A 15698-nucleotide genomic window follows, 5' to 3' on the forward strand; every position below is an offset into this window, starting at 1 on the left:
TTCGAGCGCGCCGGTCTGGCCGCCATCCATCCGTTACGGCACATTACTTCATCGTTGTGCGCGCAATCCAACGAACCAGGCCCGGCGCGTGCTGTCGAATCACGATTGCCTGCGCCGCACCCTGACTTGGCGGGTGTGCAGTTATACTTGTCCGTCCCCATCTCTATCGACGCTGCCACGCGCTTCCGACCGCAACAGACTCTATGCGAAAGAACCTGAAAAATATCGGCCTGATTGCCGCGGGCCTTGCTACCGGCGTATTTGCCACCCTGCAGCTCTCGGCTTCGGCCCAGCAACCCGCCGGCGCAGCGTCGAACGCCGTTGCACCGCTGCCGCTGGACCAGCTCAGGCTCTTTGCCGAAGTATTCGGGCAAATCAAGCACGAATACGTCGAACCGGTCGACGATAAAAAGCTTCTCACCGCCGCCATCAAGGGCATGGTGTCGAGCCTCGACCCGCACTCGTCCTATCTCGACAAGACCGATTACGAAGAGCTGCAGGAGCAGACCAAAGGTCGCTTCGCCGGCCTCGGCATCGAAATTTCGTCGGAAGACGGCCTGATCAAGGTGATTTCGCCGATCGAAGACACGCCCGCGTTCCGCGCCGGCATTCGTCCGGGCGACCTGATCACGCGTATCAACGACAAACCCGTGCGCGGCATGACGCTCGACCAGGCGGTCAAGCAGATGCGCGGCGACCCGGGCACCAAGGTTACGCTCACCATCTTCCGCAAGACCGACGACCGCACGTTCCCGCTCACGGTCACGCGCGCGATCATCAAGGTCCAGTCGGTCAAGATGAAAATCCTTGCGCCCGGCTACGCCTATGTGCGGATCACGAGCTTCCAGGAGCGTACCGTGCCTGACCTGGCCGCGAAGCTGCAAGACATCGCGCGTCAGCAGCCGAATCTGAAGGGTCTCGTGCTCGACCTGCGCAATAACGGCGGCGGTCTGCTGCAAAGCGCGGTCGGCGTGGCCGGCGCGTTCCTGCCGCCGAATTCGGTTGTGGTGTCCACCAACGGCCAGATTCCGGATTCGAAGCAGGTCTATCGCGACACTTACGACAACTACCGCCTGCAATCCTTCGACAGCGATCCGCTGAAGGACGAAGCGCCGATCTTCAAGACCGTGCCGATGATCGTGCTGACCAACGCGTACTCCGCGTCGGCGTCGGAAATCGTCGCGGGCGCGCTGCAGGATCAGCATCGCGCGCTGATCGTCGGCAAGACGACCTTCGGCAAGGGTTCGGTGCAGACCGTGCGTCCCATGACGGCTGACACCGCACTGCGTCTGACCACGGCGTACTACTACACGCCGAGCGGCCGGTCGATCCAGAACAAGGGCATCCGTCCTGACGTCGCGGTCGATCAATACGCGGAAGGCGATCCGGACGACGCACTCGTCACCCGCGAAGTCGACTACACGAATCACCTTGCGAACACGCAAGATCCGAACGAGAAGAAGGAAGCGGAACAGCGCGAACAGGAACGCATGGACCAGTTGCGCCAGCTTGAAGAGCAGAACGACAAGAAGACGCCGGAACAGCGTCAGAAGGATCGTGAGCGCAAGCCGGTGGAATTCGGTTCGGCCGACGACTTCATGCTGCAACAGGCGCTGAACAAGCTGGAAGGCAAGCCGGTGCAGGAATCGAAGTCGCTGACCGAGCGCCGTCTCGCGCAGAACAAGCCGGCCGCGTCGGCGTCCGCGCCGGTCGCGGTGAAGCCGACGCAACCGGTGCCGGGTGCAGCGGCCCCCGCGCCTGCTTCGCAAAGCAACTAAGCAGCCAGTCTGACGTGTCTTCGCAGCGAAACGTGCTGCGAAGACACGCTGCCATACCCAGCATCAGCAAGAACACCCGCTCCCGGCGCGATTAAAATATCCACAACGCGCACGGCAGGCCCGTCGGTCCTGCATCTCATCGCGCGACACATTCACGCGCCCCGCCATGAACGACGATCAACTCCTTCGCTATTCCCGCCACATCCTCGTCGATGAAATCGGCATCGAGGCGCAACAGCGCTTTATCGATGCGCACGCGATCATCGTCGGCGCGGGCGGCCTGGGCTCGCCCGCGGCAATGTATCTGGCTGCGGCGGGCGTCGGTCGTTTGACTTTGGTCGATGCCGACACGGTCGACCTGACCAATCTGCAGCGGCAAATCCTGCATGTGACCGCATCGGTTGGACGCAAGAAGGTCGAGTCCGGGCGTGACGCGATCGCGCGGATCAATCCCGAGGTCGTGGTGGACGCGGTGGCCGAGCGCGTCGACGACGCGTGGCTCGACGCGCACGTGCCGCATGCGAGCGTCGTGCTCGATTGCACCGATAACTTCGCCACGCGCCATGCGATCAACCGCGCCTGCGTGAAGCACGGCGTGCCGCTGGTGTCGGGCGCGGCGTTGCGCTTCGACGGCCAGATCAGCACCTTCGATTTCCGCGACGAAGCGTCGCCCTGCTACGCCTGCGTGTTTCCCGAAGACCAGCCGTTCGAGGAAGTCGCGTGTTCGACCATGGGTGTGTTCGCGCCGACGGTCGGCATTGTCGGTTCGATGCAGGCGGCCGAAGCGCTCAAGGTGATCGGCGCAATCGGCACGCCCTTGCTCGGCCGCCTGATGATGCTCGATTCACTGCGGATGGAGTGGACCACGATGCGCATCGCGCGCCAGCCGGATTGCCCGGTGTGCGGACAGACGCACCTCGCCTGACGCTAGCTAGCCTCCTCAACCGCACGCTGAAACAGAAACGCCGCCCAATGGGCGGCGTCTTCACCGGAGTACGAAGTGACCGTGGCGACTCAAGCCAGCATCACGCGCTTAAGCGCAGCCTGCACTTCTTCGGGTTCGAACGAAGCCAGCACATCGGCCACCGGCTTTTCCAGCGTCTTCAGATGCGAGCGCAGCACTTCCTGCTTGACCACCAGCAACTGGCTCGGATGCATCGAAAACTCGGTGAGGCCCATGCCGAGCAACAGGCGCGTCAACGTCGGATCCCCCGCCATCTCACCGCACACCGAGACCGGCACGCCCGCCCGCTTTGCTTCGCGCAGCGTGAACGCGATCAGATGCAGCACCGCCGGATGCAGCGGGTCATACAGATGCGCGACCGAGTTGTCCGCGCGATCGATTGCGAGTGTGTACTGGATCAGATCGTTGGTGCCGATCGACAGAAAATCGAGCCGCTTGAGGAACAGTGGCAAAGCGATGGCGGCAGCCGGAATCTCGATCATTGCGCCGACCTGCACGTTCGGATCGTAGGCCATACCCGCGTCGTCGAGCTGACGCTTGGCTTCACGAATCAGATCGAGCGTCTGGTCGATTTCCTGGGCGTGCGCGAGCATCGGAATCAGAATCTTCACCGAGCCGAACGCCGACGCGCGCAAAATAGCGCGCAACTGCGTGAGGAACATCTGCGGCTCGGAAAGACTCCAGCGAATCGCTCTCAGCCCCAAGGCCGGGTTCGCGGCGGTTTCGTAAGCATCGCCCCCGCTCATCGAATCGAGCGGCTTGTCGGCGCCCACGTCGATCGTGCGGATCGTGACCGGCAGCCCGTTCATCAACTCGACCGCACGACGATACGCGCCGAACTGCTCCTCCTCTTCCGGCAGGCGGTCCTTGTGATTCATGAACAGGAACTCGGTGCGGAACAGGCCGACGCCGGTCGCGCCCGCATCGACCGCGGCGCGCGCGTCGTCCGGCAACTCGATGTTCGCGCACAGTTCGATGCGGGTGCCGCACAGCGTTTGCGTGGGCGAAAACTTCAGCCGCTGCAGCTTGCGCTGCTCGAGCGCCTTCTCGCTCTGCCGATACGAGTACTCTTCCAGCACGATCGGCGCGGGATCGACGATCACAATGCCATGATCGCCGTCGACGATAATCAGGTCGTCCTGGCGAATCAGCGCGCTCGCGTGCTGCACGCCGACCGCCGCCGGAATACCCAGGCTGCGCGCGACGATCGCCGTGTGCGACGTGCGGCCGCCCAGGTCCGTGACGAAACCCTGAAATGTCTGGGTCTTGAACTGCATCATGTCGGCCGGTGCGATGTCGTGCGCGACCACGATCATTTCGTCGCATGCACCGTGCACGCCGTCGCCCAGCGCCACCGACGCGCCGGCGAGCGCCTTCAGCACGCGCTCCACCACCTGTTCGATATCGGCTTTGCGCTCGCGCAGGTACTCGTCTTCGATATCGTCGAAATGGCGCGAGAGGCGCTCGAGCTGCTCAGTCAGCGCCCACTCCACGTTGTAGCGGCGCGTGCGGATCAGGTCGAAGGTTTCCTGCACGAGCATCGCATCGTTCAGGATCATTGAATGGACGTTGATGAACGCGCCCATTTCGCTAGGTGCGTCCGCGGCAAGATCGGCACGCAGCGTTTCGAGCTCGTAATGCACGTGTTGCTGGGCCGTGCGAAAGCGCTCGATCTCGCTCTCGATCTGGGCGGGTTCGATCAGATAGTGGTCTACGTCAAGTGCAGCCGGGGCGATCAGATAAGCCCGCCCGATGGCGATACCGCGTGACACGGGAATTCCATGCAGCGTGAAGGACACGCGCACCTCCTCTAGTTGTGTGATGCCGCGGCAAACCGCTGCAATGCTCTCAGACACTGTCCGTCATTATAAATTCCACGCCCTCTGTAGATGCGACGGGGGTGTGTGCAGTGCAGCACGAAAAACCGTAAGCAGCCGTGGCAATGCGCCTTCATCGGCCTCGCGCTTCGCGCATCGCTCGACGAAAGTCTCGCAACCGCATGTCGACGCGCGCGCCCTCACGCGCGTTTCTTCTGCCCATTGTCATGCGCTAAAAAAAACGCCGCGGACAACCGCGGCGTTCTTGCTCATCGCAACGTGGACGCGCCAGTTCACTGCCCCTCGCCGAATTTATCGGCAATCAGTTTCAACAATGCGTCCATCGCTTCTTTTTCGTCGGAGCCTTCCGTTTCGATCAGCACCGTGCTGCCGATGCCCGCGGCCAGCATCATCACGCCCATGATGCTCTTGGCATTGATACGGCGGCCATTGCGGCTCATCCAGATTTCCGCCTGATAGTTGCCCGCGAGTTGGGTCAACTTGGCCGACGCGCGCGCGTGCAGCCCCAGCTTGTTCACAATAGTCGTTTCCTGTTGCAGCATGTGATGGTCCGAAGCGCGGGTAAGTGTTGTTGTGAAAGGTGAAACTGCAAAGCGAATGCAATGCGCCTGGCCCCCACAGCGAGCCGGCGCAACAACTTATAGGCCGGCCGAATCGGCTTTCTGTGTCAGGTCGGCCTCAGGGGGCAACGCGGGGATACAGTCAGCCGATGCCGCCTCCGGCGGCAGAGCCGGCAAACAGTCGCCGGATTCCGCCGTGGGTGCAATGGCCGCCGGGGTGGCCGGTCCGATCGCATGTACGCCCTTGGTGGCGCCGGCGAGTGCCTTGTCGACCAGCGTGTCGAGCGGCGTGGCGCGATAACAGACCGCGCGCACCAGCATCGGCAAATTGACGCCGCACAGCACGCGCACGTCCGGCAGCGAAGCGAGCCGTCCGGCGATATTCGCCGGCGTGGCGCCGAACATATCCGTGAGGACGAGCGCGCCGTTTTCTTCCTTGAGACGCTCGATCTCCGAGTTCGCAAACGCAACCTGCTGTACCGGATCGCAATCCGGCGACACGTCGATCACGCCGATACGAGCCGGCAAGCCACCATAAATGTGCGAAATGCAATCGCGCAACGCGGTGGCGAACGGAGCGTGCGCAATGATCAGAATGCCTGCCATGTCAGCCTTACTGCAAAAGAACGGCCCGAACCGTGAACCGGGACGAAGCCCGGTTCGTCAGCGCCCTCTGCCGGCCGTGGGCCATGAGGGCCGGAACGCATCGATTGACGAGCGGCTTGCCGCGCATGGCGTCGTGCCTGCGCCGGCGAAACACTGCTCGCTTACAGTCCGCTGCCCGTGACACCCGTCGGGGTCCCTCGATTCACCTTGGCGCGGAAGAGCGGGCATTGTATCAGGCTCATTTTCGCGCCAATTCCGGCGTGCTGCGTGAGGCGGACTTACTACACAGTTTGGGGGGCATGGCGGGCATTCAAGTGCCGCCAGCAGGCCGCGCCATCACCCCGCCGCGCGCTCCAATGCGTCGATGAACATGGCGGCCACGTCGAAGCCGGTTTGATCCATGATCTCGCGGAAACACGTCGGGCTCGTCACGTTCACTTCGGTCAGCCAGTCGCCGATCGCATCCAGCCCGACCAGCAGCAAACCGCGCGCGGCAAGCACGGGCGCCAGCGTATCGGCGATCTTGCGGTCGTGGTCGGTCAGCGGGCGTGCCACGCCCAGCCCGCCGGCCGCGAGATTGCCGCGCACTTCATTACCCTGAGGAATACGCGCGAGCGAATACGGGACCGCTTCACCGCCGATCAGCAAAATACGCTTGTCGCCCTCTTTGATCTCGGGGATGAATTTCTGCGCCATCACCGAACGCGCGCCGTCGTGGCTCAGCATTTCGATGATCGATCCGAGGTTCATGCCGTCGGCCTTCACGCGGAACACGCCCATGCCGCCCATGCCGTCGAGCGGCTTCAGGATCACGTCGCCATGTTCTTCGTGGAACGCGCGCAAGCGGGTCGCGTCGCGCGTGACCAGCGTGGGCGTGACGAACTGCGCGAACTCGCCGATCGCGAGCTTTTCCGAATGATCGCGAATCGCCTGCGGTTTGTTGAAGATGCGCGCGCCGCCGCGTTCGGCCATTTCGAGCAGCCACGTCGACGTGACGTATTCCATGTCGAACGGCGGGTCTTTGCGCATTACCACCGCGCTGAAGCTCTTGAGCGAGCGCGGCGCGGCTGCTTCGGCGTCGTACCAGACCTCGCGATGCAGATCGGTGACGTCGCCGACAATCGCAAAGCGCTGCACGTTCGCCTCGACGTCGCCGCCCGTCCACGCCAGATGCTTCGGCTCGCACGTGTACACCACGTGACCGCGGCGCGCGGCTTCGGCCATCATCGCGTAGGTCGAGTCTTTGTAGATCTTGAATTGCGTGAGCGGATCGGCGATGAAAAGAATGTCCATGAAGGTCCCGGTGCGCCCTGACGGGCTTGGCATTGATCGTAAATATAGTCGTTGAAAATGGCGATGGCGGCACGCATGCCGCCATCGGCCACCCGAGGTGGCTTAGACCTGGATCGCTTCCGGATCGGTCTTTTCCAGTTCCACCGATGCGGCCAGCAGCCCGAGCCGCGCCACCACGCCGTACATATAGAAGCGGTTGGGCGGCGCCGCGCCCGGTTTGGCGTGCGCGTCGGGCAGCGCCGTATGCTCGAAGCCGAGCGGCACGAAGTGCATGCCGGGCGCGTTCAGGTTCTGATCGCGCTCGCGGCTGCCATGCACGCGGTAGAAGCCGCCCACCACGTAGCGGTCGATCATGTACACCACCGGCTCGGCCACTTCTTCGCCGATGCGCTCGAACGTATACACGCCTTCCTGCACGATCACGTCATGCACTTCCAGGCCGTCTTTGGTCGCGGCCATCTTGGCGCGTTCGCGCTTGGTGAGCGCGGCGACTTCCGACGCGTCGTGCACGGTCATCACGCCCATACCGTACGTGCCCGCGTCCGACTTGATGACGACATACGGTTTTTCGGAGATGCCGTACTCACGATACTTCTTGGCGATCTTCTTCAGCACGCCGTCGATCGCGTCCGTCAGCGCTTCCTCGCCGGTGCGTTCCTGGAAGTCGACGCCTTCAACGTGCGCGAAGTACGGGTTGATCATCCACGGGTCGATCTCGACCATCTTCGCGAATTTCTTCGCGACGTCGTCGTAACAGGAAAAATGCGTGGATTTGCGGCGCACGGCCCAGCCGGCATGCAGCGGCGGCAGTAAATACTGCTCGTGCAGATTTTCGAGCACGGGCGGGATGCCGCCCGACAGGTCGTTATTCAGCAGAATCGAGCACGGGTCGAAATTCTTCAGGCCGAGGCGCCGCTGCGAACGCTCGAGCGGTTCGAGCACGAGTTTCTGGCCGTCGGAGAGCGCGATCGTGACGGGCCCATTGATGGTTTCGTCGAGCGTGCCGAAACGCACGTTCAGGCCGGCCTGGCGCATGATCGCGGCCAGACGGGCGACATTCTCGAGATAGAACGCGTTGCGCGTGTGGCGCTCCGGAATCACCAGCAGATTCTTTGCGTCCGGACAGATCTTCTCGATCGACGCCATCGCGGCCTGGACGGCGAGCGGCAACACTTCCTGCGGCAGATTGTTGAATGCGCCAGGAAACAGATTGGTGTCGACCGGCGCGAGCTTGAAGCCCGCGTTGCGCAGATCGACGGAACAGTAGAACGGCGGCGTGTGCTCCTGCCATTCGAGCCGGAACCAACGTTCGATGGCGGGAGTAGCGTCGAGGATCTTCCGCTCAAGATCGAGCAGCGGGCCGTTTAACGCCGTAACTAGGTGCGGAACCATTGATCACTCGCAGACTGGAGAAAAAAGATTGTAGAGCAAATGCTTTGTCCATTTGGGGACGGTTTCTCCATTCGCAAGCGGACGCGAATGCATTCTCGCTATTGCCATCATAGGCGGGGAAAACTACCGTTTACAAGATAGCGCGCAAGAAAAAAGCCCGCCATGAAGGCGGGCCAAAATCGCTGCGCTTATCCGTCATCCCCACGAGCCCGGGAGCGCGGGCGCGCGGTGTGTTGCTTATTCGACGTGTTCGCCGTGCAGCGTCACGTCCAGACCTTCGCGTTCCTGTTCTTCGGTCACGCGCAGGCCCATCACCATGTCGATGATCTTCAGCAGGATGTAACTCACCACGCCGCTGTAGATCAGCGTCGTCAGCACGCCCTTGGCTTGCAGGATCACGCTGCCATCCGCGCCGCCGATGTCCTTCACCGCGAACACGCCGGTCAGCAGCGCACCCACGATACCGCCGATGCAGTGCACGCCGAACGCGTCGAGCGAGTCGTCGTAACCGAGCTTGTGCTTGAGCCACGTTGCCGACCAGAAGCAGATCACGCCCGCTGCGATACCGATCACCAGCGAACCCGCCATGCCGACGAAGCCCGAAGCCGGCGTAATCGCCACCAGACCCGCCACGGCGCCCGACACGATACCGAGTACCGACGGCTTACCCTTGGTCGCCCATTCGGCGAACATCCATGCGAGTGCGGCTGCTGCGGTCGCCACTTGCGTTGCGAACATCGCGAAACCGGCACGGCCGTCTGCTGCCACCGCCGAACCCGCATTGAAGCCGAACCAGCCTACCCACAGCATGGCGCCACCGATCAGCGTGAGCGTCAGGTTGTGCGGCGCCATCGCTTCCTTGCCGTAGCCGACACGCTTGCCGAGCACCAGTGCGCAGACCAGCGCCGCGATACCAGCGTTGATGTGCACCACCGTGCCGCCCGCGAAGTCGAGGATGCCCGCGCTAGCCAGCCAGCCGGTCGGTTCCCAGACCATGTGCGCGATCGGCGAGTAGACGATGATCGACCACAGCGTCATGAACACCAGCATCGCCGAGAACTTCATACGGTCGGCAAACGCACCCGTGATCAGCGCCGGGGTAATGATCGCGAACGTCATCTGATAGACGACGTAGACCGTTTCCGGGATCGTCGGCGCGAGGTGGCTGACGGTCAGCGTCGTGGCCTTGTCGCCCTTGATGTAGTTCATGCCCGACATGAAGAAGCGCGAGAAGCCGCCAATGAACGATCCACCCGGCGTGAAGGCCAGGCTGTAGCCCACCACGACCCAGATAATCGACACGAGGCAGGTGATCGCGAAGCTCTGCATCAGGATCGCGAGCACGCTCTTCTTGCGGACCATGCCGCCGTAGAACAGCGCCAGACCCGGGATCGTCATGAACAGCACGAGCGCGGTGGAGGTCAGCATCCAGGCGGTGTCGCCCGAATTGATCTTCGACGAATCGACCGAGAACGGCGCGGTCGGGGCAGCCGGCGCAGCGTCCGATGCTGCGGGTGCGGCGGCGGCCGCGCTGGCAGCCGGTGCGGCGGACGCGTCAGCGGCCGGTGCCGAAGCTGCGGCGGCAGCAGGTGCGGCCGAAGCGTCCGGTGCCGGCGCGCTCGCCGTCGTATCGGGAGCAGCGGCCGAAGCGGCCGCGGGGGCGGAAGCGTCGTCCGCGAGGGCGGCGCCGATACCGCCCGCGAGCAGCGAACCGGCCATCAGCAAGGACATCATTAATTTGCGCATCTTTCGTTTCCTCTTGTCGCTATCTGTGTCGCTATCTTTTGGTATTACAGAGCGTCCGCGCCGGTCTCCCCGGTGCGGATCCGAATCACCTGTTCGATCGGCGTGACGAAAATCTTGCCGTCGCCGATCTTGCCCGTGCGAGCCGCACGCTCGAGCGCCTCGATCGCCTGGTCGACGATGTCGTCCGAGACAGCGGCCTCGATCTTCACCTTCGGCAGGAAATCGACGACGTATTCGGCGCCGCGATACAGTTCCGTGTGGCCTTTCTGGCGACCGAAACCTTTGACTTCCGTCACCGTGATGCCCGAGACGCCGATGGCCGACAAGGCTTCGCGCGCCTCATCGAGCTTGAACGGCTTGATGATTGCGGTAATGAGTTTCATGACATCCCTCGCTTAGTTGCGTAACCCGTTTGCGTAACCCGTTTGCTAACTCTCGTTGCGTATCCCTAAAACCGTTCGCGTGGTCTCGTTCCGCTGCCGGTAAAAAGGCGCCGGCAGTGCGCGCGGGGCAGTAACAGCAACTCGCATGCCATGTTGTGTCAGACTCCGCCCCGTGGACGTCGCAAAAGGGGCGCAAGCCGCCCTGGCCGGACGGCCAACGTTGACCGGGGCAAGCTGGCGCAGCGTATGGATCGTTGCTAGAGTGTTCGCAGGTCTGGAACGCAAGGGCGCGCACCAAAGGGGCTCATGCCGCAACGTCACGCAATGGGGCATGCACCAACACCGCCCATTTGCCGCTGCAAAGCACAGGCGTAACGAAACATGCACATTTTTTGTGCACCAAGGGGAACACCATGAAACAACCGAACGATGTTTTTAACGACTTTCAGGCCCGCATGAGCGAGCTCTTCAAGAACTCGCCGGCCAAGGATGTCGAGCGGAACGTGAAGGCCATGCTGTCGCAGGGCTTTTCGAAGCTCGACCTGGTGACGCGCGAGGAATTCGACACGCAAACCCAGGTGCTGGTGCGCACGCGCGCTCGCCTTGAAGAATTGGAGCGCCGCGTCGCCGAACTCGAACAGAAGCTGCCGGTCACGCAAACGCCGTAACGCTTTGCTCGCGGCGTGATCGCCGCGCAGTGCTGCACATCACAGGCAAGCGAGCCGTGACGTCATCAGCGTTTTAGGGGACTTGCGCGCGCCTTCGGCGCGCCGTCCGACGGGAGAAAACATGTCGCTTGCCGTGGTGCGCAGTCGCGCGCCGGCCTCTGGCCGCGCGCCCGAAGTAACCGTCGAGGTCCACCTCGCGAACGGATTACCCTCTTTTTCCATCGTTGGGCGATTAGTGAACCAACCGGCCGGTTCGTACTCGCAGACGTTGGCGCATGCCGCGTCACGGTCTCCAGTCATCGAGCACTGGAAGGCGCCCTAGCTGACAGGGCCGCTTAATTTGCCGGATTTACTGCGGACATATGCTTTCTTTGCCTCGGTGGTGGCCGAATGCACTAGCCGAGTTGCGCAAGCCAAATTTTTAGGTCAGCATCGCAACTTCACTTCGTGTATGAAGATAAGTGGCCAATTCGCAGACGCCCGCGCTTTCCGACGCTCAAATTGCGGCAATCATCGACCAGCCTAAGCTCGTCGCTGAGGACGTCCGTTGGGACCATCAACCGAATAATTCAAACTTTCGGTGGTGGCGGGCCCCCGTGTTTTCCGAAGAGGGTGTAGCACTCGCAGGCATGTCCTGTGAGATGGGGTTCCGCTTGGGCGTTACCCCAGAGGATTGCAGGTACTCGTTCACCCTCTATATGCGCCGCCTAACCAATAAGAGCCGCGTCTACCAAATTGAGGTCTTTCGTCCAGACCGAATTAGCCATCGCGAACCGGGTAAGCTGCTCATTGGCCCACATCAGCACTTTGGTGACCGAGCCGAGCCAATCGAACCGCCATCTCATTTAAGTTGCGCTGACCATGAGCAATGGTTCCGCCTCTTCCTCCGAAACGCTAATATTGGCTTTGGAGCGGAATATCGTTCGCCAACTGAGGGTTCTTTGTTTTAATCATGAATTGCGCCAACCTTCTCGGAGCACTGGGATTTGCCTGCCACCGGTTTCCTACTGGAACACTGGCGGTCAGCACGCCTTTTTGCTTTGCGGACGGCGACGTCATCCACTTCTACCTCGACGACTTTGACTCCACCGTCCGGATTCGCGATAACTCGGACACCCTCTTCCATCTGTCGACAGTCGGGCTCGATATATCGGACCGCAAGAAATGGCGTTTCCTTCGACAATTAGCTGAGGCGCATGGCTTACAGCTCGAAGATAGTGGCGAACTCACGGGGCGGTCACAGTCGACCGAATTGCCAGATTTGGTCAGGCGCTACGTAGGAACGCTTCTCAAAGTGGTCGACTACGAGCGCGAGCAACGAGGTATGTCTGACGAAGCGGAGCAGTATCTCGCCGAGGTCGAGTTTTACTTGCGAGCGTGGCACGCTGACCGCAACGTTGTACCTCACCCTCAAATCGTAGGTATGTCGGGCCGCCTGCACACATTCGATTTCGAATATGGGCACCAGCTCGTTGATGCTATCAGGCCAAACTCCAACAGCACTGGCTCCATTCTTCGCAAAGCGATGGACCTTGTGGACGATGAAAACGCGAGTCGCATCCTAGTCGTCATGGACGACCGGGAGGACACCGAGCGCGCTCATGCAGAAACCGCAATTCTGTCGCGCATGGTATCTGTCCTGGGCATGCAGCAATTGCGACGCGTGGCGGGCATTCCTTCGAGCGAGCATTAACAGCACGCACATCCGCGGCAATAACGCGAGCGTGGAGACTGCGGATGTCGATGCGATATTTTCGCCCGCAGTCGAAACATCGCAGGACACAGTCACCTCGTGTCATCGGATTCTTTGCCTAGTCGCCGGCGTCAATCCTGCGGGGTACGTCCTCGACCCATTTTGAACGCATGACTCGCGTTGGTGCCTACGAAGTTACGAGAAACGGCGGCGAATCCGCACAAAGGAGGAGGCGCTGCTCAGGGGCGTCCGTACCTCCGCGATGACGGGAACCGTTTCGTGGCGTGACACCCTTGTTAAACGTTGGGCTACAATTGCCCCGATATTACAACTATGTAAACAGACCAATGTCCGTCACACCCGGCACCGTGCAACCACCTGTCCCGGTGGCATACAGTTACGTCCGCTTCAGTACGGCCAAGCAGGAATTAGGAGACAGCCTTCGCCGCCAAGTCGAGAGCGCGGAAGATTACTGTCGCGAACATGGCTTGCAGCTTGCACCGGTCAGTTATCGAGACTTGGGTGTATCCGCTTTTAAGCGCCGCAATTTCGAGAAAGGGGCGCTCGCGGCATTCATCGGCGCAGTCAAGAACGGCAAGGTGGCTGAGGGCAGCTTCCTTATCGTCGAGCAGTTCGACCGTTTGAGCCGGGCCTATACAAACGTAGCGTTGCGACTGCTGATGGACATTGTCGAAGCAGGCATAAACGTAGTTACGCTCGTAGACAGGAAAATCTGGGACCGCGAGTCAATCAAAGACGCCAGCAATCTAATGCTCGCAGTAATGTACATGGCCCGGGCAAACAACGAGAGCGAGGCGAAAGCGCTGCGCCTTTCGACAGTCTGGAAGCAAAAGAAGCTGCGCGCGGCGGACGGCACGGCTCCCCGCATCGTCACGAGTGAATGTCCGCGGTGGTTGCGTGCAAACGCGGGCAAAACTGGCTTCGAGATACTCCAAGACCGCGTAGAAAGCATTCGAAAAGTGTTCGACATGCGCATCAACGGATTTGGCATCGTGGCGATTGTCAAGAGGGCGAACCAAGAACGCTGGCCGGCTCCCGGCAAGATGTCGGTGCGCAAGCAAGGCGAATCCGCCGACGACTTCGAGCGACGCAAGACAGCGGGTGCGACATGGCATACCTCCACGGTCGGGAGATTGCTGAAGAACCGCGCGTTGCTCGGCGAGTATCAGCCTCGCTCGCTGCACCCGACAGACGAAGCCAAACGGGTTACTTTCGGAGAGCCCATCAAGAACTATTACCCCGCCGTGCTCGATGAGTCAACGTTCTTGCGAGCGCAAGCGACAGTTGAGCGCCGAGGTAGATTTCCTGGCCGACGGGACGTGAACATGCGGAATTGGCTTCAGGGGCTCGTGCAATGCTCGTGCGGACATTCGCTGGTACGCAAAAACAAACAATCGAAATCGCAGCCGGGCTATGCCCGCTACTACTGTACAGCGCGTGTTCGCGGCGCTTCGAAATGTCCAGGCGTCAGCGCGAAAGAATTGGAAGAGTCCGTCCTGTATGTCGTCAGCTTCTACTTTCCCAGTCGGTTCGGGTCGGCTTCGCTTGACGAGCTGAAAGTTCGTATCGAACTTTTGGAGAGCCAAGTCGTGACGACCAAAAGGGCACAGGAGAGGTACGCTGAAGCGATAGGAATGGCGGATGAACTCGTCACACTGGTAGAGAAGCTGAAAACGGCTACCACGACACTCCACGAGTACGAGCGTCAACTGTCAGTCGCTCGCGCCGAACTAGCGGACGCGTCATTCGACGATGAGGTTGTACTTAAGAAGCTTGCGGATATGGCTTACGCTCATGACAACCCGAACGAATATGCAGCGCTAAGGGAAGAACTTGCACGTGCGCTGGATAAAATCGTCGTCCATCAAGACGAAGGTTTCATCCGGGTTTTCGCTAAGGGTCTTGCGTACACGTTCGTCCACATACTTCGACCGGACGGCGTTCTACCTGACTTAACCGCGGCGGAGAGGCCGCCAGAGCGACTGACGGCTTAGTTTTGTGCTTGAAGAGACCGGGCGTCGAGCTTGACGCCCGGTCGTGAAAGTTAAAAGTACCTATTATCGTTGTCCCTTTCTCGCTATCCGACCGGCCAAGGTCGGAAGTCGTACATCCCGCCGCCAAGCGGGATGTACGGCACTTCACTGCAACAGGCCGCCAGGCCCAACCACGCACTTCCGCAAACGCTCCAACCTTTCGGAACACGGTGCCAGCCGTGTTGCCACTCTCGTGGCTCCTCTGGGGCTTCGGTCGTATCGCCCAATAAGTCAATCCCTACTCAGTCAGTCTCCCCCTCTCTGCCATCAACCCGCGCGGTGCCATCCGACACGGTACGGAGAGAGGTTCCCACGTTAGTTACCAGCTACTGCGCAACGCAGCGCCACTGTCTCCACAATCGCCTAGCCTTTCGGCTCCCCGCAGGTTTCCCCAGCCCGATGTTCCATAGCGGCTCAGGTACTCAGGTCATGCTTCATCGACTACGAACCACGGCTTAATGCCTATGGCTCCACGTTGCTCCGCACAGCGCCTTTCGAGAGGCGCCGTTACACGCTTGAGCTATCCAAAGACCCCCGGTTTCCCGAGGTGCCAGCTGCGCCAGGTTTCCCCTTGCAGCCCTCGTGCATCGCTGCACGCTCATCAGCCGTCGTGTGCGGTACGGGTTACGCCCTTGCGGTACGTCCCCCGAGCCGGTCTTGCACCGGCTTTCACCCGATAACAGGTCGTCAGGCCATTGCCTGCCTGACGCCGTTTCCGCGTCG

The 15698-nt window shown here is 61.2% G+C and carries 12 protein-coding genes; 5 read left to right on the forward strand and 7 right to left on the reverse strand.

Features of this window, described 5'->3' with window-relative positions:
- The first annotated feature begins 203 nt into the window (after positions 1–203).
- The gene (locus tag B0G73_RS15635) at positions 204–1778 is read left to right on the forward strand and encodes a S41 family peptidase (RefSeq protein WP_106282207.1); all 1575 of its coding nucleotides are present in this window, start codon (positions 204–206) and stop codon (positions 1776–1778) included.
- Between the two features lie 166 nt (positions 1779–1944).
- The gene (locus B0G73_RS15640) at positions 1945–2703 is read left to right on the forward strand and encodes a molybdopterin-synthase adenylyltransferase MoeB (protein ID WP_106282209.1); all 759 of its coding nucleotides are present in this window, start codon (positions 1945–1947) and stop codon (positions 2701–2703) included.
- 89 nt (positions 2704–2792) lie between these two features.
- On the opposite strand, the gene ptsP is transcribed toward B0G73_RS15640, so the two are convergent.
- The 7 genes from ptsP to B0G73_RS15675 form a co-directional block, all read right to left on the reverse strand.
- On the reverse strand, positions 2793–4541 hold the full coding sequence (ptsP, locus tag B0G73_RS15645) for a phosphoenolpyruvate--protein phosphotransferase (protein ID WP_106282210.1): 1749 nt from the start codon (positions 4539–4541) through the stop codon (positions 2793–2795).
- 311 nt (positions 4542–4852) lie between these two features.
- Positions 4853–5122, reverse strand: a complete 270-nt coding sequence (locus tag B0G73_RS15650; protein WP_012431596.1) for an HPr family phosphocarrier protein — start codon at positions 5120–5122, stop codon at positions 4853–4855.
- 96 nt (positions 5123–5218) lie between these two features.
- The gene (locus B0G73_RS15655; RefSeq protein WP_106282212.1) at positions 5219–5746 is read right to left on the reverse strand and encodes a PTS sugar transporter subunit IIA; all 528 of its coding nucleotides are present in this window, start codon (positions 5744–5746) and stop codon (positions 5219–5221) included.
- A 336-nt stretch (positions 5747–6082) separates the two neighbouring features.
- Positions 6083–7039, reverse strand: a complete 957-nt coding sequence (gshB, locus tag B0G73_RS15660; RefSeq protein WP_106282214.1) for a glutathione synthase — start codon at positions 7037–7039, stop codon at positions 6083–6085.
- Between the two features lie 102 nt (positions 7040–7141).
- On the reverse strand, positions 7142–8431 hold the full coding sequence (gshA, locus tag B0G73_RS15665; protein WP_012431593.1) for a glutamate--cysteine ligase: 1290 nt from the start codon (positions 8429–8431) through the stop codon (positions 7142–7144).
- A gap of 237 nt (positions 8432–8668) precedes the next feature.
- On the reverse strand, positions 8669–10177 hold the full coding sequence (locus B0G73_RS15670; protein ID WP_106282216.1) for an ammonium transporter: 1509 nt from the start codon (positions 10175–10177) through the stop codon (positions 8669–8671).
- Between the two features lie 44 nt (positions 10178–10221).
- Positions 10222–10560 carry a P-II family nitrogen regulator gene (locus B0G73_RS15675; RefSeq protein ID WP_006048089.1) on the reverse strand — a complete coding sequence of 113 codons (339 nt, stop codon included), beginning with the start codon at positions 10558–10560 and terminating at the stop codon, positions 10222–10224.
- A gap of 413 nt (positions 10561–10973) precedes the next feature.
- On the opposite strand from B0G73_RS15675, the gene B0G73_RS15680 reads away from it, so the two are divergent.
- The 3 genes from B0G73_RS15680 (at position 10974) to B0G73_RS15695 (ending at position 14936) form a co-directional block, all read left to right on the forward strand.
- A complete protein-coding gene (locus tag B0G73_RS15680) occupies positions 10974–11228 on the forward strand; it encodes an accessory factor UbiK family protein (protein WP_012431591.1) in 255 nt (84 codons plus the stop codon).
- 952 nt (positions 11229–12180) lie between these two features.
- Complete coding sequence (locus tag B0G73_RS15690; protein ID WP_106282218.1) at positions 12181–12921, forward strand: DUF1828 domain-containing protein; 741 nt, start codon at positions 12181–12183, stop codon at positions 12919–12921.
- Positions 12922–13268: 347 nt separating this feature from the next.
- Positions 13269–14936, forward strand: a complete 1668-nt coding sequence (locus tag B0G73_RS15695; protein WP_106282220.1) for a recombinase family protein — start codon at positions 13269–13271, stop codon at positions 14934–14936.
- Positions 14937–15698 lie beyond the last annotated feature (762 nt).

This window comes from Paraburkholderia sp. BL25I1N1, from assembly GCF_003002025.1.
In the GTDB taxonomy this organism is placed as follows: domain Bacteria; phylum Pseudomonadota; class Gammaproteobacteria; order Burkholderiales; family Burkholderiaceae; genus Paraburkholderia.